At 42.0% G+C, this 19,847-nt stretch carries 22 protein-coding genes and 1 riboswitch; all 22 genes read right to left on the minus strand.

Annotated elements, in window-relative coordinates; translation table 11 throughout:
• Positions 1-13: 13 nt before the first annotated feature.
• The 22 genes from ACYH0O_RS13550 to ACYH0O_RS13655 all read right to left on the minus strand — a co-directional run bounded on the left by ACYH0O_RS13550 (position 14) and on the right by ACYH0O_RS13655 (position 19,643).
• Positions 14-1,090 (minus strand): phosphotransferase family protein, encoded by a 1,077-nt coding sequence (locus tag ACYH0O_RS13550; RefSeq protein ID WP_482629143.1) that lies wholly within the window; start codon positions 1,088-1,090, stop codon positions 14-16.
• Between the two features lie 15 nt (positions 1,091-1,105).
• On the minus strand, positions 1,106-1,522 hold the full coding sequence (locus tag ACYH0O_RS13555) for an acyl-CoA thioesterase (RefSeq protein ID WP_482629144.1): 417 nt from the start codon (positions 1,520-1,522) through the stop codon (positions 1,106-1,108).
• A 77-nt stretch (positions 1,523-1,599) separates the two neighbouring features.
• Positions 1,600-2,166 carry a TetR/AcrR family transcriptional regulator gene (locus tag ACYH0O_RS13560; RefSeq protein ID WP_149155997.1) on the minus strand — a complete coding sequence of 189 codons (567 nt, stop codon included), beginning with the start codon at positions 2,164-2,166 and terminating at the stop codon, positions 1,600-1,602.
• Positions 2,167-2,210: 44 nt separating this feature from the next.
• Positions 2,211-3,815, minus strand: a complete 1,605-nt coding sequence (locus ACYH0O_RS13565) for a long-chain-fatty-acid--CoA ligase (RefSeq protein WP_482629145.1) — start codon at positions 3,813-3,815, stop codon at positions 2,211-2,213.
• Between the two features lie 51 nt (positions 3,816-3,866).
• On the minus strand, positions 3,867-4,616 hold the full coding sequence (locus ACYH0O_RS13570; RefSeq protein WP_149156091.1) for an SDR family NAD(P)-dependent oxidoreductase: 750 nt from the start codon (positions 4,614-4,616) through the stop codon (positions 3,867-3,869).
• A gap of 18 nt (positions 4,617-4,634) precedes the next feature.
• Complete coding sequence (locus ACYH0O_RS13575; RefSeq protein WP_482629146.1) at positions 4,635-5,864, minus strand: acyl-CoA dehydrogenase family protein; 1,230 nt, start codon at positions 5,862-5,864, stop codon at positions 4,635-4,637.
• Between the two features lie 46 nt (positions 5,865-5,910).
• On the minus strand, positions 5,911-6,684 hold the full coding sequence (locus ACYH0O_RS13580; protein ID WP_149156000.1) for an SDR family oxidoreductase: 774 nt from the start codon (positions 6,682-6,684) through the stop codon (positions 5,911-5,913).
• Between the two features lie 182 nt (positions 6,685-6,866).
• Positions 6,867-8,252: an L-cystine transporter gene (locus ACYH0O_RS13585; RefSeq protein ID WP_482629147.1), complete on the minus strand. Its 1,386-nt coding sequence runs from the start codon at positions 8,250-8,252 to the stop codon at positions 6,867-6,869.
• Positions 8,253-8,371: 119 nt separating this feature from the next.
• Positions 8,372-9,013 carry a thiamine phosphate synthase gene (gene thiE / locus ACYH0O_RS13590; RefSeq protein ID WP_482629148.1) on the minus strand — a complete coding sequence of 214 codons (642 nt, stop codon included), beginning with the start codon at positions 9,011-9,013 and terminating at the stop codon, positions 8,372-8,374.
• Positions 9,010-9,819, minus strand: a complete 810-nt coding sequence (gene thiD, locus ACYH0O_RS13595) for a bifunctional hydroxymethylpyrimidine kinase/phosphomethylpyrimidine kinase (RefSeq protein ID WP_482629149.1) — start codon at positions 9,817-9,819, stop codon at positions 9,010-9,012. Before thiD ends, thiE begins: the two co-directional genes overlap by 4 nt.
• Before the next feature lie 15 nt (positions 9,820-9,834).
• A complete protein-coding gene (locus tag ACYH0O_RS13600; protein WP_482629150.1) occupies positions 9,835-10,857 on the minus strand; it encodes a thiazole biosynthesis adenylyltransferase ThiF in 1,023 nt (340 codons plus the stop codon).
• A complete protein-coding gene (locus tag ACYH0O_RS13605) occupies positions 10,854-11,618 on the minus strand; it encodes a thiazole synthase (RefSeq protein ID WP_426892746.1) in 765 nt (254 codons plus the stop codon). The genes ACYH0O_RS13600 and ACYH0O_RS13605 overlap by 4 nt, the downstream gene beginning before the upstream one ends.
• Position 11,619: 1 nt before the next feature.
• Positions 11,620-11,823, minus strand: coding sequence for a sulfur carrier protein ThiS (thiS, locus tag ACYH0O_RS13610; RefSeq protein WP_149156006.1), 204 nt, complete (start codon positions 11,821-11,823; stop codon positions 11,620-11,622).
• Positions 11,824-11,827: 4 nt separating this feature from the next.
• Entirely contained in the window at positions 11,828-12,925 is a 1,098-nt protein-coding gene (gene thiO, locus ACYH0O_RS13615) for a glycine oxidase ThiO (protein ID WP_482629151.1), read from the minus strand.
• 6 nt (positions 12,926-12,931) lie between these two features.
• Complete coding sequence (locus ACYH0O_RS13620) at positions 12,932-13,549, minus strand: thiamine phosphate synthase (protein ID WP_426892743.1); 618 nt, start codon at positions 13,547-13,549, stop codon at positions 12,932-12,934.
• Positions 13,539-14,342 (minus strand): energy-coupling factor transporter transmembrane component T family protein, encoded by an 804-nt coding sequence (locus tag ACYH0O_RS13625; RefSeq protein WP_149156009.1) that lies wholly within the window; start codon positions 14,340-14,342, stop codon positions 13,539-13,541. Before ACYH0O_RS13625 ends, ACYH0O_RS13620 begins: the two co-directional genes overlap by 11 nt.
• Entirely contained in the window at positions 14,339-15,766 is a 1,428-nt protein-coding gene (locus tag ACYH0O_RS13630; protein ID WP_482629152.1) for an ABC transporter ATP-binding protein, read from the minus strand. The genes ACYH0O_RS13625 and ACYH0O_RS13630 overlap by 4 nt, the downstream gene beginning before the upstream one ends.
• A gap of 14 nt (positions 15,767-15,780) precedes the next feature.
• Entirely contained in the window at positions 15,781-16,359 is a 579-nt protein-coding gene (locus ACYH0O_RS13635; protein WP_149156011.1) for an ECF transporter S component, read from the minus strand.
• Positions 16,352-17,050, minus strand: coding sequence for a thiaminase II (tenA, locus tag ACYH0O_RS13640; protein WP_482629153.1), 699 nt, complete (start codon positions 17,048-17,050; stop codon positions 16,352-16,354). The genes ACYH0O_RS13635 and tenA overlap by 8 nt, the downstream gene beginning before the upstream one ends.
• 117 nt (positions 17,051-17,167) lie before the next feature.
• Positions 17,168-17,275: riboswitch (TPP riboswitch) on the minus strand.
• 287 nt (positions 17,276-17,562) lie between these two features.
• A complete protein-coding gene (locus tag ACYH0O_RS13645; RefSeq protein ID WP_148968912.1) occupies positions 17,563-18,162 on the minus strand; it encodes a response regulator transcription factor in 600 nt (199 codons plus the stop codon).
• A complete protein-coding gene (locus ACYH0O_RS13650) occupies positions 18,159-19,295 on the minus strand; it encodes a sensor histidine kinase (protein ID WP_482632570.1) in 1,137 nt (378 codons plus the stop codon). The genes ACYH0O_RS13645 and ACYH0O_RS13650 overlap by 4 nt, the downstream gene beginning before the upstream one ends.
• Positions 19,296-19,445: 150 nt before the next feature.
• A complete protein-coding gene (locus ACYH0O_RS13655; protein WP_149156014.1) occupies positions 19,446-19,643 on the minus strand; it encodes a hypothetical protein in 198 nt (65 codons plus the stop codon).
• Positions 19,644-19,847 lie beyond the last annotated feature (204 nt).

A 19,847-nucleotide genomic window follows, 5' to 3' on the forward strand; every position in this document is an offset into this window, starting at 1 on the left:
CATCTCCTTGTCTTTATTCCTGGCGATCAAATGCTGCTTGACTTCCCAGGGTGATCAACGATTTCGCAAACCGATCAAATTGAGAAAATCGTGAATCGCTGGTTTGCCCCATCTTAAAACGGTAATAGATTTGTTGCACAATGACTGCGAGCTTAAAATAAGCAAAAGATAAATAAAAATGGATATTGTTCACGTCTCTACTACTTTTCCTGGCATATTCTTCGATAAATTGTCTTCTGCTGTAAAAACCGTCCATGATCGTTACTGGAGGCTTCCCAAGACCAAATTTTAATAACTCTGGATCATCATTTTGTATCCAATACCCCATAGCGACACCTAAATCAGCAAGAGGATCACCAACGGTCGCCATCTCCCAGTCAAATAACCCCACCATAGATTTAAGGTCAGAAGAAAACATGGAATTGTTTAATTTAAAATCATAATGAATGATTGTCGATTCAGCATTTCCTGGAACATTCTTTATCAACCAGTGTGTCAGCTGATCCACTTCGCGAATCTCACTTGTTTTGGTACGCTCGTAACGTTTGATCCATCCATATACTTGTCTTTCCATAAAGTGTTCGGGCTTACTGATTTCATGAAGAGTTGTTTTTCTGTGATCAATGGAATGAAGATCGACCAGTTTAGAAACCATTTCCTCCGATATTTTCCTGCAGATATCTGGTGTCACATGGAGATGAGGGGGAAAGGAAGTATCAAATACTTCACCTTTTTTTCGCTCCATGATGAAAAATGGGCTGCCTACGATCCTTTCATCATCAGAGAATACATACGGCTCAGGTGTAACACAGAATAATGGTTGAATTTCTGAAAGAATCCTATATTCTCTTTTCATATCGTGAGCCTTCGGGGCGACAGGTCCTAATGGAGGACGTCTCAGTACACCTTCCCATTCACCCATTTTAAGTAGATACGTAAGATTTGAGTGTCCTGCAGAAAATTGTTTAATAGAGAGCTCTTCATGAAGGAGGTGAGGGAAATGCTCATTCAAAAAGCTTTTTAGATTGGTAGTATTCAGCTCTTCTCCTTCTCGCACCGATACCGTTTCATACCCAGTTTTTTCAGACATCTTACCCCTCCAACATTAAGAATATTCAGTTTTCTCTGAGCGCAAATGAGTGTTTAACTGCGCCTTTAACAACTCAGGGATCATTTTGCTTTGCTGCTCAAGAAAATCAAAATAAACGATCACCGCATTTCCCTTTGCAATCAATTGATGGGTGTTCGCACATAAAATGTCATGCTCTAACTGAAAGCTCTTCGATCCAATTTTTGATAGATAGGTGGTGATCTTTAACTCTTGATTAAAATACCCTTGTGACACAAAGTCACATTTGGTTGAAGCGAGAATAAACCGCCAGTCTTTCACATCCATATCAAATCCGAGTGATTGAAAGAATTTAATTCTTGCTTCTTCTAAATAAACAAAATAAGTTGTATTGTTGATATGACCTAATGCATCCGTTTCGCAAAATCTACTCGTTACCGTAATGGTTTCCATTAGCCCGTCATCTCCCTATATAAATACTAACCAGTTGGTATGTTATTCATAAGGAAATCCTTTAGATGATTTCCCATTTACTCTGTCTCAATCCCTTTTAATACCATATCGACAAAAGTCTGGGCAATTTCCTGATCGGATTTCGCACCATCAGGCTTATACCATTGATAGCTCCAATTCATCATACCGAGAATTCCAAAAGCTACAATCGATACGTCAAAGTCCTCATGAAAGTCTCCGTTCTTCCTACCTTCTTTCAGGAGAGTTTCTATATTATAGCGATACATATCCCGCTTAGGCTCAATTGCATCCAGACTTTCCTTGCTCAAGTGCCTCATTTCTCTAAAAAATACTTTGGCACTGGCCCCTTGCTCTTTAATGTCCAGAATGGAAAGATGGACAATATCATATAGTTTTTCCATGTAGCTCTTCCGATCATCTCCAAGAACTCTTTCCTGTTTAGATAATAAGCCATCAATATAGCGCATGTGAATTTCCTTTAACAGCTCTTCCTTACTGGAGAAATAGTAATAGAATGTTCCTTTTGTTACACCAATGGATTCTACTATGTCCTGAATGGAAGTAACGGTAAATCCTTTTTCATCAAATAAGCGTACAGCATGTTCTGTAAGTTTTTCTTTCATCTGAAATCCTCTCAATCTGCAAATATCACCTAAATTATATCATATTACCTCACGTTTTCACGCAGGGCTCTTCGTAATATTTTCCCAACATTCGTCTTTGGAAGCTCCTCACGAAACTCAATGATTTTTGGAACCTTAAATGATGACATGTTCTCCTCACAGAAATGAACCAATTCTTTTTCAGTTGCCTGTTCCCCTGACTTTAAGACGATCACTGCCTTAACCGTTTCGCCTCTATAAGAGTCCGGGACACCGATTACGACAGCTTCCTGTACGCTTGGATGCTCGTAAATGATTTCCTCGACTTCCCGGGGATACACATTGTATCCTGATGCAATGATCAGATCTTTCTTTCGGTCCACAATCGATATATACCCTTCTTCATCCATTCGGGCGATGTCTCCTGTGTAAAGCCAACCATCTCGAAGGGCGTGAGCAGTCTCTTCAGGTAAATTCCAGTAGCCTTTCATTACTTGAGGGCCTTTAATAATGAGTTCGCCCACATCTCCTAAAGGAACCTCCGTAGTGCCTGTTGCTAAATCAACTACCTTATAGTCTGTGGATGGAAATCCAATTCCAACCGTTCCCGGCTTTCTTTCTGCAAAAGCGGGGTTGCAATGAGTCGTTGGTGAAGCCTCTGATAATCCGTATCCCTCTAATATTTTCGCTCCTGTTTTCTTTTCGAATTGATTCAATAACTCAACTGGCATCGGGGCGCTACCGCTATTACAAATTTTTATTGAATCAATGCCGTACTCTTCTGCCTGTGGATGATTGGTGATCGCCACGTACATAGTCGGCACACCTGGAAACAGGGTGGGCTGTTCGTTCTTAATGGTGGTTAGCACTTCTGACAATTCAAACCTTGGAAGTAAGATCATTTCATTTGCTGAATAAACCGCAAAGTTCATACATGAATTCATCCCAAATACATGAAAGAACGGAATCACACTCAGGCTTCTTTCTTTCCCTGTTTCAATGCTGTCTTTAAAGAAGAGTTGACTTTGAATGACATTTGAAAGGATGTTTTTATGAGTGAGCATGACTCCCTTGGATGCACCGGTAGTTCCACCCGTATATTGAAGGACTGCCACATCTTCTTCAGGGTTGATCGACACCTGGGATACTTCACCATCCCCTACCATCAAAAATTCATCAAAGTCATAGTCTGGTGGGACAAGTTGGTATTCTCCCTCAAAGCTTACTACAATAATCCTCTTGACTTTTGTCTCCTTTTGAATGGAATGGACCATTGGATAAAAACGGTCCAATACGACGATTGTCTCAGCTCCCGAGTCATTGAGCAGATAGATTAATTCCCTTTCAACTGACATCGGATTCACCTGTGTGACAATTCCCCCGGAGGTAAGGATTCCATAATAAGAGATCACATATTGCGGACAGTTCGGGAGCATGATCGCCACCCTGTCTCCTTTCTTCACTCCAATATGTTGAAAGGATGAAGCAAGCATGGAGACGGCACCTTGAAGTTCACCATACGTTATCCGTTTTTGATAAAAGCTAATACATGGATGAGCCGGGAATGAAGAAACGGTATGTCGAAGCATTTCTGGTATTGAAAAATCAACCTCAGGAATTTCAGTCTCATACGCTTCAGGGTAATGACTGAGCCAAGATTTAGTTGTCATAAAATCATTCCTTCCATTTCAGATTACTCATATACTAATTCTGCATTTACCTTAAAAGATTAATCCTCCACCATCAACAGATAGTGTGGCACCGGTTATAAAGGACGCCTCATCAGAAGCTAAAAACAGAATCGCTGATGCGACTTCTTCTGGATTTCCAATCCGTCTTAGAGCATTTGATTGAGAGATCGCCGACCATTTCCTCTCATCCTTTTTCCAACCATTGATGATGTTCGTATCAATAACCCCAGGCGCTACTGCATTCACTCGAATATTATCCTTTCCATATTCCAGGGCAGCATTTTGTGTCAGTAGTATGACACCACCTTTTGCCGAATTGTAGGCTGACACGTATTTGCGGCCCTTTAAACCGAGAAGGCTCGATACATTCACAATTACACCATCTTTTTTCATCAATTCAGGTATGGCATACTTCATTCCCAGAAAAATGCTCTTTAAGTTTGTATCCAATACGGCATCCCATTCGTTTTCGTCCAGATCAATACTCCTGACTTCCGACTGTCCGATTCCTGCATTATTGATAAGGATATCGAAACCTCCGAAATGTTCCACCGTAGTATGTACGAGGGATTGAATGCTTTCACTTTCCCGCACGTTCGTCTTGATAAAAAGTGCAATTCCTTTTTTTTCGTGAATGAGTCTGACCGTTTCTTCACCTCTTGCATCATCCAGATCTGCTACGACCACAGCAGCACCTTCTTTCGAGAACCTTAGTGCTGTAGCGCGTCCAATTCCTCCGCCTCCCCCTGTAATAACGGAAACTTTCCCTTGTAATCTCATCAGCATCCATCTCTCTTCCTAGCCTTCTACAGGAGAAGCTTTTTCGTGTTTTCTCAATTCTAATTTTGCCAATTGGGCACGGTGTACTTCATCAGGTCCATCAGCAAGTCGCAGTGTACGGGCATTTGCCCATTGAGCTGCCATCGTGTAGTCATCCGATACTCCTGCTGCCCCGAAAGCTTGAATGGCCCGGTCGATCACACTTAAAGCCATTGAAGGAGCCACCACTTTAATCATGGCGATTTCCTGTTTCGCTGCTTTATTGCCGACGGTATCCATCATGTAGGCTGCTTTCATCGTAAGAAGACGGGCTTGTTCGATTTCAATCCTTGAATTCGCAATCCATTCTCTTACGACCCCCTGACTTGCCAATGCCATTCCGAATGCATCACGTCCCTGAACACGCTTACATAATTCTTCAAGTGCCCGCTCTGCTGCACCGATCAATCTCATGCAATGATGAATTCGCCCAGGTCCCAACCTTCCTTGAGCAATAGAGAAACCTTTTCCTTCACCCCAAATAATATTTTCTAAAGGAACTCTTACATCGGTAAAGGTGATTTCTCCATGACCATGAGGGGCATGATCGTAACCGAACACAGGAAGCATGCGCTCAATTTTCACACCTGGTGTATTCAGCGGGATGATAATCATTGATTGCTGTTCATGACGACTCGCCTTGGGATCTGTTTTCCCCATTAGTATGGAAAAGGTGCATCGAGGGTCACCGGCGCCTGATGACCACCATTTCTTCGCGTTAATGATGTATTCGTCTCCATCCCGGATGATACTCGCCTTAATATTCGTTGCATCGGAAGACGCGACATCAGGCTCGGTCATAGAGAAACATGAACGGATATCACCATTTAGCAGAGGGATAAGATACTGTTGTTTTTGAGTAGGAGTCCCATAACGTTCCAACACTTCCATATTCCCTGTATCAGGAGCATTGCAATTAAACACTTCCGGACCGATCAGGGATCTCCCCATGATTTCACAAAGAGGGGCGTATTCGACATTATTAAGCCCGGCACCATATTCGCTTTGAGGAAGAAATAGGTTCCATAATCCCTGTTTCCTCGCTTCAGCTTTTAGTTCTTCCATGATTGTGGGAACCCCGCTCCAGCGGGTTTCTTGCTGATTGAGCTGATTTTCATAGAGAGATTCATTCGGGTACACGTATTCTTCCATAAAACGGGATATCCTATTTTGATATTCTTGTACTTTTGGAGAATAGGAGAAATCCATTACATCCATCCTTTCTTAACCAAAACATGTAATACTCCGCACTCGGTTACATCGCTGAGGATCCACCGTCTACGACGAGAACTGAACCAGTGACAAAATCAGATGCACGAGCCGCCAGGAAAAGTGCCGCTCCTTTAAGATCATTCTCGGTACCGAATCGATTTAATGGTGTTCCGTTTAAAATGGCTTCCCCTGCATGAGATAGAATTCCTTTTGACATTTTTGTTGGAAAGAATCCCGGTGCGATTGCATTCACATGAATCCCGCGGGAACCCCATTTCACGGCTAGATCCTTCGTGAAATTGATGACCGCTGCTTTACTCGTGCTATAGCCAATGGCATCCATATAACGTGGGTCTGTACCTTGAAGACCTGCTACTGAAGCAATATTAATGATTTTTCCTTGCTGTTGCTCGAGCATTAATTTCCCCACGGCCTGTGACATAATAAAAGTCCCATTTACATTCACATTGATAACTTTATGCCAAGCGTCAAGAGGCATTTCTTCTGCAGGTGCCCCCCAGGAAGCACCACTGTTATTCACTAAAATATCAATGCGGCCAAACACCTTCTTCGATTCATCTACAACACGCTGTACGTCTTCAGGATTAGTGACATCACACTTCAATGCCAGTGATTGGACACCTATTTCTTCTAATTCCTTCTTCACGTCTTCACATGCTTCAACGTTTCTCGAGCATACTACAACGTTTGCCCCCGCTTCAGCAAACCCTGTCGCGATTTGTTTCCCCAACCCTCTGCCTCCTCCGGTCACAAGGGCAACTTTACCTGATAAATCAAATAATTCATTCACATGCACGTTCGTGCCTCCTCATCTTTACAGCATTTCATTTACATACCTCAGATACTAACCAGTCGGTATGTTTAATTCTATAGTAAAGAATATAGTCTGAATTTTCAATTATAATTACTCAAAATAACTAAATTTATTTTCATACAAAAGAAAAACTGACTCATATATGTATGAGCCAGCCCACTTGTTTAAACTTCTGCTTCAATGATTTCTTTGTTATACGTTTCGTTATCCAAATCACCTGTCACTTTACTTGTTATGATTCCAGATGTCATTGCACCACTCACATTTACTGCTGTTCGCCCCATGTCAATCAAAGGTTCAACAGAAATCAATAGACCCGCTAACGCTACTGGAAGATCCAAGGCGGATAGAACAAGGATAGCAGCAAATGTAGCTCCGCCTCCAACGCCAGCAACACCGAAGGAACTAATGGCCACCACTACGATGAGCGTAAGAATAAAGGAAGGGGTTAATGGATTAATCCCGACAGTCGGTGCAATCATCACTGCAAGCATGGCAGGATACACACCTGCACAACCGTTCTGACCGATGGATAACCCGAATGATCCCGAGAAGTTGGCAACCCCTTCTGAAACACCCAATTTATGCTTTTGTGTTTGAATGTTAAGTGGCAGTGTTCCGGCACTGGATCTCGACGTAAAAGCAAATGCTAATACAGGAAATACTTTTTTCATGTAAGTGACCGGATTTAAGCCAGCAAGAGTAAGCATGATTAAGTGAATGGCAAACATGATAATCAAGGCCACATAAGATGCTCCAACAAATTCTCCAAGCTTCATGATGGCATCAAAATTACTTAATGCAACCGTTTTAGCCATGATGGCCAACACACCGAATGGAGTGAGTCGTAACACCAAAGTCACAATTCTCATGACTACAGCATAGACAGAATCAACGATTTTCTTGAAGAATTCAGCAGCCTCAGGCTCTTTGCGCTGAGCCCCCAAGTAAGCGATACCGATGAAAGCTGCGAAAATCACGACAGCGATCGTCGAGGTTGCTCTTTGTCCCGTAAAGTCCAGGAACGGATTCGCAGGTAAAAGCTCGAGAATTCTTTGAGGATAACTCTGACCTTCTAAAGATGTCGCTCTCTCCTCTAATTGAACTCCCCTTTCCGTTTCTGCCTCTCCTTGATCAATCTGGATCGCTTCCAAATCAAAAGCCACGGTCGTAGCAATCCCGACAGCTGCAGCAACGGCTGTTGTGCCTACCAGCAATCCAATGATCAGCACAGAGATCTTCCCTAAATTATGAGACCGTTTTAATTTAGTGAAGGCTGAAATAATCGACACAAATACTAAAGGCATGACAATCATTTGCAGAAGTTTAATATAGCCGGATCCGACGATGTTAAACCATTCAATCGATTGTGTGACATTTTCATCCCCAGCTTCATATACCCACTGTAATCCAAGACCAAATAATATCCCCAGCCCCAGAGCGGTAAACACCCGTTTTGAAAATGAAACATTTTTCCTTTGCATATAAAGTAATACACCGATGAGAACAAGAAACACCAAAATGTTTAACAAAACAAACCAGACATTCATTCTTACCCCTCCCTCTTATCGTTGATGTTGATACAAGTTAGACCGAGGTCTACTGTATAGTATGATGAGGGAGTAAGAGATATGTTGCTATGGTGGTTTTATTTTTCATTGTGGATCGATTACAATCGTAATAGCTTTTGTTGGACAGCTTGGGCTAAGTTTTCCGTGCGAAAGGGATGTTTTGAAATCGCAGAAATGACTGCGACTCCGTCCGCACCTGCTTCCAATACTTGAGAAGCATTACTGTAATGAATGCCTCCAATCCCGACAAGGGGGATATCGATACCATTTGTTCTTATTAATTGGATGATTTTCGGGCCCCGAACCTCTCTACAATTATTCTTTGTATTGGTAGGAAACATTGGACCAACTCCAAGATAGTCTGCCCCGGAATCCAAAGCTAACCTGGCTTCATTCACGTCATGAGAGGAGACACCAAGTATTCTATTTCCTATTTTCTGACGGACTTTTTCGATAGGTTCATCCTCCTGACCTATATGTACTCCATCTGCGTTCATTAATAACGCCAGCTCCACATCATCATTCACGATAAAAGGAACACCGTGTTTACGACATAAACGCTGTAGCTCATGAGCCAGCTCAACTTTCGCATCACCTTCTAAACCTTCTATACCTTTTTCACGAAACTGAAACATGGTAACTCCGCCTAAAAGGGCTTCCTCTAATACTAGTGCCGGATGCTTATCACAATTATAGCTTCCCATCACAAAATATAACTGCAAACTTTCTCTGAGATTCATACATTCATACCTGCATGGTACGCCCAATGATTCGTTGGGCCGTGTTCACTCCCAATGCCCAGTGAGTCACTGATCGCTGCAGTAATAAATTGTTTGGCAGTATGGACAGAATCATAGACCGTATGTCCTTTTGCCAATTGCGATGTAATCACAGCAGAGAATGTACACCCTGTTCCGTGTGTATGTGGTGTGAAGACTCTCGGACTGCTAAAATCATAAAATCTTTTTCCATCAAAGAGGATGTCAGTCGCTTGAACAAATTGAGCATGAGATTGATGCCCACCTTTAATCACCACATGTTTTGCCCCCATTTGAAACAATACCTCCGCCGCTTTCTTACGATCAACATCATTCAGAATGTCTATCCCTGTCAATGCCTCAGCTTCGGGAATGTTCGGCGTTACCACGAACGCAAGGGGAATCAATTCATTGATTAATGCATTAACGGATTCCCTATCCAATAAGGATGCCCCCCCTTTTGCTATCATGACAGGATCTACTACGAGCTTCTTCCAGGAATGTAATCGAACAAAGTCTGCAACATGAGAAATAATGTCTCCGTTCACCAGCATGCCCGTTTTGATGGCTTGGGGAGGTAAATCTTCAGCAATCGATGTTAATTGATCAATGACAGCATCCGCTGACAATGGATACACGCCTTGTACACCTCTTGTATTTTGCGCCGTCACTGCTGTTATAGCAGACATTCCATAGACATTCAGCTCCTGAAACGTCTTGAGGTCTGCCTGGATTCCAGCCCCACCGCCACAATCCGATCCGGCAATCGTTAATGCTTTTTGAATCATGCTGTTCTCCTCCCTTTATCCCAAATAACGATGATAAACCGATTTTGCTTTCCTTATATCTTTTGTTCCGTGAATGAGAGTACGTCCATCACGAAAGAGTACGATTCGATAAGATTCAACCTCGAATGAAATCAGATAAGGATTTCTATCTACTTGTTTTCCCTGAAGTTCTAAAGATTTTGATCGTTCCAAAAGATTCACATCTTGTTTTACAGCTGGTCGGATTTGAACTGAATCCCTACCACAGAGGACGGCTGTTTTAGTTTGATTTTCGTATTTCAGACCGGGGAATGTATGATGCTCTCCACATGAAAGGCATTCATCCCTTTTCAGCTTGCTCACATCCAGCGAAGTATGCTCATTTTTCCATAAATCAAAAGAGACCACTTTATTACCCAGTGCCTCCATGTCTTCTACCAGTATCTTTAATGCTTCAGTAGTTTGGTAGGCCACAACCGTGGACACGGCAGGGCTGATGATGCCCGCTGTATCACAGGTCATTCCACCCATTGGAACAGTGTCGATCAAACATTGAAGACAGGGAGTGATACCGGGAAGAATAGTGAATGATATTCCATAACTCCCAACACAAGCACCATAAATCCAAGGAATGGAATATTTTTGAGAGATATCATTTATGATCATTCTCGTATCAAAGTTATCCGTTGCATCGATGATAAGATCTACGCTCTTGGCAAGTTTCAACATCTCTTCTGGCATGGCATCGAGTATATGTCCTTCGATTTTTACAGTTGAATTAATCGCTTGGAGTCTTTTTTTTGCCGCTACAGCTTTTGGGATTCGGTTTCTTGCATCTTCCTCGTTATACAGCTGCTGACGTTGTAAATTACTCCATTCTACATAATCACGATCCACAACCGTCAACTTCCCGATACCAGCACGTACAAGGGCTTCTGCATTGCCTGTTCCCAGTGCTCCCGCCCCGATCAACAACACATGTTTATTTCTTATTAACTTTTGTCCCTCTGTTCCGATGGGGTGAAACAGCGTTTGTCTTGAATATCTATCTTCATTCAAACACTCATCCCCTCCATTGGACTGCTTGCTGTTGCATAACGTTTCTTCGGAATTCTTCCAGCCTCATATCCGAATCGTCCCCCTTCAATCGCAAGCCTCATGGCATTCGCCATCATAACGGGATCGTTAGCCGAAGAGACGGCTGTATTGAGCAATACAGCATCAGCCCCGAGTTCCATTGCAAGAGCTGCATCTGAAGGAGAACCAATTCCGGCATCCACAATGACCGGTACCTTTGTTTGCTCAATAATGAAACGGAGATTGACTGGATTGATGATTCCCTGTCCAGATCCTATAGGGGAAGCACCGGGCATGATGGCATGTGCCCCTAACTCTTCCAATCTCCTTGCAAGAACAACATCGTCAGACGTATAAGGAAGCACTGTAAAGCCTTCTTTTATTAATTCTTCAGTTGCTTTCAGTGTTTCGACGGGATCGGGCAGCAGCGTTTTATCACATCCGATCACTTCTACCTTAATCATGTCACAAAGCCCTGAAGCTCTCGCTAATTGTGCATGTCGAACCGCTTCCTGAGCACATTTAGCCCCTGCTGTATTCGGTAATAATGAATAGTTTTCAAGATTCAGCTTTTCTAAGAAATTAGGTTGACTAGGCTCAAAGATATTCATGCGCCTTACCGTGAACGTAAGAATTTCTGCACCGGAAATCTCGACAGCTCTTTTCTGAATATCAAAGTCAGGATATTTTCCTGTTCCCAATAAAAGTCTTGAATGGAATGTGTACTTTCCGATTTTCAACATTTCAACCGCCTCCTACAAATTGTACTAACTCTAAGATATCCCCATTTTTCACTTTGGTGATCTTATGCTCCTGTTTTTCAAGGATGGTTTGGTTCTGTTCAACGATGATCATTCGATTTTCCAAGTTAAAATGATGAATCAATTCCAATACTGTTGAAATGGATTCCGGCACCGTGACCAACTGTCCGTTTATTCGTAATTCCACCTTCTCAACTCCTTAAATATGAATGCAGGGAATGGGATTCCTTCCCCTCTATCAGATCTGCCATCAATACTCCTGTTATGGGTGCCAGGAGTATACCATTACGGTAATGCCCCGTTGCAATGGAAAGCCCTTCCCATCCCTCACTCCTCCCCATAAACGGCACCCCTTGTTCTGTTTGAGGCCGTATCCCGGCCCACGCTTTTTCCCACTTGGCATCAACCAATTCTGGAAGGATGGTTGTGGCCAAATGCATTAGGTTCATTAATCCACCTGTGGTAATCGTTTCATCGAAGGTATGGGGGTGCTCCGTTGCACCGATTAAAAGGCGCCCACCAACTTTTGGAACAATGTAGCATCCTTCTGTGAAGATGGTCCGCTCCACTATTTTACCGGGGACCTTAACGGAAAAGCATTCACCCTTGACTGGAAAACTTCTGAACTTCATTTCCAGTCGTTCCATGAGGAATGGACTCCAAGCACCGCCCGCTACAATCGTTTCGTCTGCATAATAGTCTCCTTTAGACGTCTTGACTCCAGTGATTTTGTTTCTCTCTTTCATAAAATCATACACGTCTGTATATTCACTAATTTCTGCACCCAGCATGATCGAAGCCGAACCTAATGCTTGTGTAAGCTTTGATGCTGAGACGTTTCCATCCTTCGGGATATATAATCCCCCTGCCACATCCTTTGAAAGATGAGGTTCATAGGTAAATAGAGTGTGGGGTGAAAGCCATTTAACTTGTTCCACTGGTGATGTTAAGGAAGCTGTTGTTACTAATTCTTGTGCTTCCTCCTCCGTTCTCGCCAATTTAATCATTCCATTTTCAACATATTCAATGTCCATTCCACTGATTTCTTTTAAATCCCTTGATAAGGAAGGATACATATCACGGCTTGCCTTCGCCAAATGATACAGAGGATCATTTCCCTTCAATTCGGTTTGAACGCCGAGCATGCCTGCAGCTGCTTTCGATGCTTTTCCCGCCAATTGATTTCTCTCAATCAGGAGAACTTTCTTTCCTCTTTTGGATAATTGATACGCAATGGAGCAGCCGATTACTCCTCCACCCACAATCAAAGCATCATACTGTTTTACCAAGCTACTTTACCCCCTGTGTAATTGTTTATAATAGGATCGGGCTGCATCTAATGGATCCTTTGAAAGCAAAATACCTGATAAGACAGCGATCCCTTTTGCTCCGGTTCCCGTAATTTCACACACGCGTTCAGGCGTAATGCCTCCTATGGAAATAGTTGGAATCGGGACGGATTGAACCACTTTTTCTAAGTTTGCTACACCTCTGCCAGGCTTACCTGCCTTTGAAGAGGTAGCATAGATATTTCCATAAAGTAGATAATCCGCTCCTTTATCCATTGCCTGTTGTGCTTCTTCCAGGGAATGTACAGAAGCTCCAATCTGTAAGGAAGGAAAAGCACTCTTCACTAAGCTGATATCCGCACTTTGATGGCCAAGCTGAACCACTCTTACATGCTTCATAAAGGCAATGTCTGCCCGATCATTGACACATAATTTTGTTAATGGGACTCCTGCTGCTACTAATCGATCAATGGCCACAGCCATTTCTTTCCCCGTCCACTGCTTTTCGCGAAGATGGAGCATGTCGAGATATGGATAAATGGACTTCGAGATTTTCACTAATTCTTCCACTGATTGTTTTCCTGTTGAAATCACATGTAATTGTTTTCTCGTTTCAATTCCCATAGCGAACATCTCCCGGCGGAAAAATAGGTAGATGGGTAGAAAAATAATAACTGAGCACAATCATGAAGAGAACGCTCCCCAAGAAATATCCATCATATTTCGAAAAGGTTACTCTGTAGTAATAGGTTCGTTGCCCACTTCCTTTAAAACCCTTTGTTTCCATAGCCACGGCAATTCTGTGAGCTCTTCTGATGCTCTGGGCAAGCAGGGGAATGGAATATGATTTCATTTTATGGAATATGTGCTTTATTCCTTTCCGTTCTTCAACTCCCCTGACTCTCATGGCGTTTCGTATCGTGAAGAATTCTTCAATCATAATAGGGATTAATCTGAATCCTGCCATAAAACTATACGCATACTTAGGTTTTAATCTCAGTTGCTGCATGAGGGAGTAGAAAAGCTTCACCGGTCTCGTTGTAAGAGCAAATAATAATCCCAATATAGCGAATACGATGGTACGCAATCCAACATGGATCCCCCGATAAAAACTCTCTTCGGTAATGTGGATCAATCCAAATTTCATCCATGTTGTTTCACCTTTCCCAAATAAAATCATTGATGAAGCTGTAGAGATGAAAACAAGGAAAAAGGGTAGAATCATTAAACTGACCGTTCTATATGAATATCCTGAGAACAACCATAACAGGAGAAAAAAGAGTAAGCTCAAATATAACAACCAGTTAAGATAATGAATAAAAAGCAGCAATACAAAAAGCCCGATCAAGGTCATTAGCTTGAAGCTGGGATTGATTTGGTGAAGCCAGGTTTCACTATACTCGAGTTCTATATTCATATTGCCTTACTACCTGCAATCTCATTATAGAAATCCTGGGTGAGACGCCCATTTTCAATTACCCATACTCTGGATGCAAAATGAGTAATGATATTTTCATCATGTGTCACCATTAGAATGGTACAACCTTCTTTTTGATAGTTTTGAAGCATCTCAAGTAACGCAAACGTATTTTGGGAATCCTGGCCAAAGGTCGGTTCGTCCAATAATAGAATATCTTTATTCCTGACAAGGGACGCTGCGACGCTTAATCTGCGCTTTTGCCCCATGGATAAATGATAGGGATGATGATGTTTGTATGGATCAAGCTTGAATCGCTTCAATAGTGCATGCACCTTTTCCTCCACTATTCCTTCATCCACTTTCTTGAGCCGAAAGGTATACGCAACTTCATCAAACACACTGTGTGTCACAAACTGAAACTCGGGATTTTGAAAAACAAATGTACATTCCTCTGGAACATTCTTTCCTTTTACCTGTCTTCCATATAATTCATACGTTCCGGTCGTTTGGATGAATTTCATAAGACTGTGGAGTAATGTAGTTTTCCCAGCTCCATTCTTTCCGGTGATTGCAATCCATTCACCTTTAAGGCTGACGGCATTTTGAAGGTGGATCTTCACCTCTTTTTGTACATACCCTTTGAAGTTCTCTAGCCTTAAATTCTCTTTTCCAAACGGGGCAACCTTCTCCGGAGGGTGGGAAGAAAGATAATCTTTCCACGCTTCCGGATACCATACCCCAACTGATTTCAATGTTTCCTTGAAATTTGATAAAATGTGAGCCTTTGGACCATCAGCCACTATCCTTCCATTAGCATCGAAAAGAATTATACGATGAATGATCTCTAGTACGTGACTCAGCTTATGCTCAACGATAAGTAACGTTTTATCTTTACATGTCGTTTTCACTGTTTCCCATACAGATTTTGTACTCTCATCATCCAACATCGCTGTAGGTTCATCCAAAAATAGGGTATGGGGATGGAGCGCAAGGGCAGAAGCAATGGCCAATTTTTGTTTCATCCCCCCTGATAGAGAGGAGATTTTCGTATGGGAATCCCCCAGACTTAAATTGACCTTCTCCAACAGTTCTTTAATTTCCTCTGGCATTTCGTCTCTTGGAATTTGGTTGTTCTCCAAAACAAAGGCAATTTCCTCATCAACATAGGGCATACAAAATTGAGCGTCCGGATCTTGAAAGACATACCCGAAAGATTCAGGACGCTCAATCGAGTCAGCTTTCATCGGCACATCTATAGAATGGGGTATCACACCGGATAAAACCTGGAGGAGTGTAGATTTGCCACAACCAGAAGGCCCGAGTAGCAATATCTTTTCTCCGTCTTTTATCGAAAGGCTTACGTCTTTAAACATCAGTTTCTCTGAACCGGGAAATGTAAGGCGCAGATTTTCAACATGCATCGTCCTTCCCTCCTTTACTGATTCAGGGCATCATAATCTTTTTGGTCCGCACGTCTGACCAAACTGGTTACCCCCGTTTTCTCCAGAGCCTTAACGAGATAGAAGGCACCTATGCCTGCTATCACTATGGATCCGATTAACCTGGCACCGATAAAAAGTGATAAATTCCACAGAACCAAGTCTCCCATGTATCCCTTAAAGTAGTCCATCAGGATTGAGCCAATTGCTGAGCCCACAGCTGCAGTACAAATGATGATGACATCATAACGCTTATAGCCGGTGATAAGAAAAATCAACTCTGCAAACAAACCTTGAATCAGACCGAATAGGAGTACCTCTAGGCCCCATTCACTCCCCATGAGAAATTCCCCTGAAGAAGCTGCAATCTCTGCCAGAAGTGCAACGCCAGGTTTCCGAATGATTAAAAATGCCACGGTTGCCGCCATGAACCACATGCCATAGATCAGTTGATCAGCATGCAATCCAAATGGCTTTAATAAGTTGTAAACCGGTCCCCAAAGCTTATATATAATCCCAAAACCTATTGAGATGACGACCGTTACTAAAATATCCGTCAGCTTTAATTTAGACATGTATTCTACCTTCTTTACCTAGAGATGTATGAAACGGCCACTTCTCCAGTGTGTATGCCATTTCCCAAAACTGTAATTCATAAATGCTACTCAAAATAAAATTCTCTCTCATTCTTTCCTTATCTGTTTCTGTCATTGTTTCTGCCAATCCATCCAGTCGCTGTATCTGTTCTTCTACTAGCTCCCCAAACCACTCTCCACCATAAGCTGCAATCCATTCCTGATAAATAGCTTCCTCAGGTGTACATGATTTCAAGCGTTCACCGATCTCGTAATACAACCAGTAGCAGGGAAGTATTGCCGCCAGAATATCTGCGAGACCTCCATACTGTGCGGAACGATACATATGAGACGTGTAGGCATAAGCAGTAGGAGCAGGTTTAAACTGCAGTTTTTCTTCTTCCGTAATCCCTAAACGGTTTGAGAAATTTTCATGAAGGGAAAGCTCAGCTTCATTTGTCCCCACAGCGTGTGTTGCCATTCTCGATGTAGTATGTAAGTCTGTTGCTTTGGCTGCACCAAGTGCCTGCACCTTCGAAAAGTGTGAGAGGTAATAGGCATCCTGGAGAAGGTAGTATCTGAAGTTTTCAAGGGGTAGGGTTCCATCCCCAATTCCTTTAACGAAAGGATGGTTAAAACTCGCTTCCCAAATTTCCTTCACTTCGTTTCTTAAGTACGTTGTAAATGTCATATTATCTTTCTCCTTTTCCAGACGACCCGAAATGGGCAACAAAAAAAGCCACTTTCATTATGCATACCGCATACAGAAAGTGGCTTGAGATCAGTTTGATAGAATTCGATTCTATGTGACCGTCAAACACCACTTCCCTACGCTGGTCTCAACCAGATCAGGTTCAAAGGGTCTTAAAGTCACACTTTAATCTCAGCCTTTTATAAGGCACCCCTAGTGGATCGTCCTATGAAATTTTGTATTCGATGTTATCGTACCATGATTCTTTTACTTGTCAACACCAAAAAGAAAACCTTTCATCATTTTCCCATTGCCCTTTCCATACAAAACCAATCGTAGCAAAGGGTATTCCCTATGAAAATTTAATTGAAATTCATTTAGAATAAATATCTTGTAAAGCAAAATTACGTGTCTGCTGGTATTGTATAAATATACACCCTTTAGATAATGGCAATACAAAACTACCATAAAGGCAGGGACGGACCTCCATGGTGGAAGTCCGTCCCTGCACATCATTTAAACCATCCTTTTTCTTTTGATTGAGTGATGGCTTCGATTCGATTTTTAACTTCAAGCTTATCGAGTATGGTTGAGATGTAGTTTCGGACGGTACCCGTTTTGAGGCTAAGCTCATCGGCTATCTCCTTCGTGTTTTTCCCGTCAGCAACCAGCTCCAACACTTCTTTTTCACGGTCTGTCAGGGGGTTCTCTTCACTATACACATCGTCCATGAGCTCTGGTGCATAAATACGTTTACCCTCCATGACAAGACGAATCGAGTTCGCCAGTTCTTCACTTGGGCTGTCCTTTAACAAATAACCCTTCACCCCACCTTTTAATGCACGCTGGAAATAACCGGACCTGGCAAAAGTTGTCAGGATAATCACTTTGCAATTTTCGCCTTTTAATTCCTCTGCTGCTTCAAGACCGGTCTTTTTAGGCATTTCAATATCCATGATACAAATATCCGGCTGCAGCTCGTGGACGAGGGCAATGGCTTCTTCTCCATTGCCCGCCTTTCCAACCACTTCCATATCATCCTCTAAACTAAGTAACGAGCCTAAGGCACCTAATAGCATTCGCTGGTCTTCTGCAATAACAATTCGAATCATTCCATTCCCTCCCTGTCTGTTTGCTTGATTACTTTCGGCACTCTCATTATCAAAGTGGTCCCATTCTCGGAAAAAACTTCTAAGCTCCCATTTACAAATTCCAACCGTTCTCTCATTCCGATTAAGCCGCTTCCTTTAGACTGTGTGTAATCTCCCTCGATTCCCATACCATCATCCTTCACTGTGATGGTCATCTCTTTATCCGACTCTTCGATGGTTAGCTCACAGTACGACGCCTTGCTGTGTTTGACAACATTCGTCACGGCTTCTTTTAGACACATGCTCAAGATATTTTCCAGAAAGAGTGATGCTTGGGGCAGCATGACCTCATCATCCATCACGAATTCAATTTCCGCTGCCTTTAATAGCTGTTTGATCCGGACGATTTCATCTTTTAGTCGAATGCCCCTCATTTGAGATACCATTGTCCTTACTTCACTCAAAGCGGTTCGTGCCGTTTGCTGAACATCCTTTAATTCACTCCTGGCCTGCTCTGGATCCTTGTACACCAATTTTCTGGCCAGATCGCTCTTCAGACCGATAAGAGAAAGCTTTTGACCCAAAGTATCGTGTAGATCACGGGCAATCCTCTGGCGTTCTTCCTGCTTGACCAAGTCTGAAATACGTTTATTAGCATCTTCCAACTGATCTTCGAGCTGCACCTGTTTATTTCGATTATAAATATTAAACGGCAACAGAATGACGCTTATCCAAATGATCAGAATAAAAGGAAATTGAGATAAAAATAATTCATCCTGTATAACAAAATTATAATTGATCGATGCCGTCGTTAACACAAGGTGGATAATATAAAGGGTTAAAAACGCCACCCGGTTTTTTATATTCCCATTATAGTAGGCAATGTAAAAAGCAAAATAGATAAAATTAAATTGAATGGTCATGGTAATGGATATCGCTATTAAAATCGATGTCCATAAATAAACCGGCCAATCCTTTGAAATAAAAGCAAATCGTAAAGAAATAAAGAACATGATGGTCAAGGAAATCCCTACAACAATTTCAATCGTAGAGGAGGACTGAAAGATAAAATAAAATGGCAGGATGCTAATGATGCTCCATATATACGGGGAAATACCAGAACCTTTTTGAATATTGATTAACTTTTTCGGCATTTGCACAATAAAATAACCTCTTTTACTTTCAGTTTTTTAACTATGTAACCTATAGTATGACATAAATAATACCAATTTTCATACAAACGGTTTATGAATTCCCCCACCGTATAGACAAGAAAATCGTATAAAATTCTCCATTAAATAATACTAATATTTCCGATTTTGAATTACTTTTTGCTTCTGCATGATCTCATAGGATTTATGGATGATATCTGTTAACACATCACCTTTGTAAACTCTTCCAATTTTCGTGTTTTGCTGATAGTATTCAACGATTTCATCCAATTTCTTTGATGTTTCCTTATCAACCCTTACATTAAGCTGCATTCTTCCTTGATCTGACAAGGTTCGCCCTCCTTTCGTATCAATATGCTAGCACCTGATATCACTTTGTTATCACTAGTATATCAGATGCTATCAGTCAAATATACCGGCATATGAAATAAAAGGTTATCGGCACTTAAAAAGCCCAAGCTTCAATTCGCCCAAGGCTTGCGTATAATTCTATTTGTAAATAAACGAATAAACACCCTTTACATTCGTTTAGTA

It is taken from the genome of Rossellomorea sp. H136, from assembly GCF_056838065.1.

What these genes read in the sequence shown, in the direction of transcription:
- ACYH0O_RS13550 (WP_482629143.1), bottom strand. Translation starts at nt 1,090, where the DNA reads ATGTCTGAAAAAACTGGGTATGAAACGGTATCGGTGCGAGAAGGAGAA.
- ACYH0O_RS13555 (WP_482629144.1), bottom strand. Translation starts at nt 1,522, where the DNA reads ATGGAAACCATTACGGTAACGAGTAGATTTTGCGAAACGGATGCATTA.
- ACYH0O_RS13560 (WP_149155997.1), bottom strand. Translation starts at nt 2,166, where the DNA reads ATGAAAGAAAAACTTACAGAACATGCTGTACGCTTATTTGATGAAAAA.
- ACYH0O_RS13565 (WP_482629145.1), bottom strand. Translation starts at nt 3,815, where the DNA reads ATGACAACTAAATCTTGGCTCAGTCATTACCCTGAAGCGTATGAGACT.
- ACYH0O_RS13570 (WP_149156091.1), bottom strand. Translation starts at nt 4,616, where the DNA reads ATGAGATTACAAGGGAAAGTTTCCGTTATTACAGGGGGAGGCGGAGGA.
- ACYH0O_RS13575 (WP_482629146.1), bottom strand. Translation starts at nt 5,864, where the DNA reads ATGGATTTCTCCTATTCTCCAAAAGTACAAGAATATCAAAATAGGATA.
- ACYH0O_RS13585 (WP_482629147.1), bottom strand. Translation starts at nt 8,252, where the DNA reads ATGAATGTCTGGTTTGTTTTGTTAAACATTTTGGTGTTTCTTGTTCTC.
- thiE (WP_482629148.1), bottom strand. Translation starts at nt 9,013, where the DNA reads ATGAATCTCAGAGAAAGTTTGCAGTTATATTTTGTGATGGGAAGCTAT.
- thiD (WP_482629149.1), bottom strand. Translation starts at nt 9,819, where the DNA reads ATGATTCAAAAAGCATTAACGATTGCCGGATCGGATTGTGGCGGTGGG.
- ACYH0O_RS13605 (WP_426892746.1), bottom strand. Translation starts at nt 11,618, where the DNA reads ATGTTGAAAATCGGAAAGTACACATTCCATTCAAGACTTTTATTGGGA.
- ACYH0O_RS13620 (WP_426892743.1), bottom strand. Translation starts at nt 13,549, where the DNA reads ATGGGAATTGAAACGAGAAAACAATTACATGTGATTTCAACAGGAAAA.
- ACYH0O_RS13625 (WP_149156009.1), bottom strand. Translation starts at nt 14,342, where the DNA reads ATGAATATAGAACTCGAGTATAGTGAAACCTGGCTTCACCAAATCAAT.
- ACYH0O_RS13630 (WP_482629152.1), bottom strand. Translation starts at nt 15,766, where the DNA reads ATGCATGTTGAAAATCTGCGCCTTACATTTCCCGGTTCAGAGAAACTG.
- ACYH0O_RS13635 (WP_149156011.1), bottom strand. Translation starts at nt 16,359, where the DNA reads ATGTCTAAATTAAAGCTGACGGATATTTTAGTAACGGTCGTCATCTCA.
- tenA (WP_482629153.1), bottom strand. Translation starts at nt 17,050, where the DNA reads ATGACATTTACAACGTACTTAAGAAACGAAGTGAAGGAAATTTGGGAA.
- ACYH0O_RS13645 (WP_148968912.1), bottom strand. Translation starts at nt 18,162, where the DNA reads ATGATTCGAATTGTTATTGCAGAAGACCAGCGAATGCTATTAGGTGCC.
- ACYH0O_RS13650 (WP_482632570.1), bottom strand. Translation starts at nt 19,295, where the DNA reads ATGCCGAAAAAGTTAATCAATATTCAAAAAGGTTCTGGTATTTCCCCG.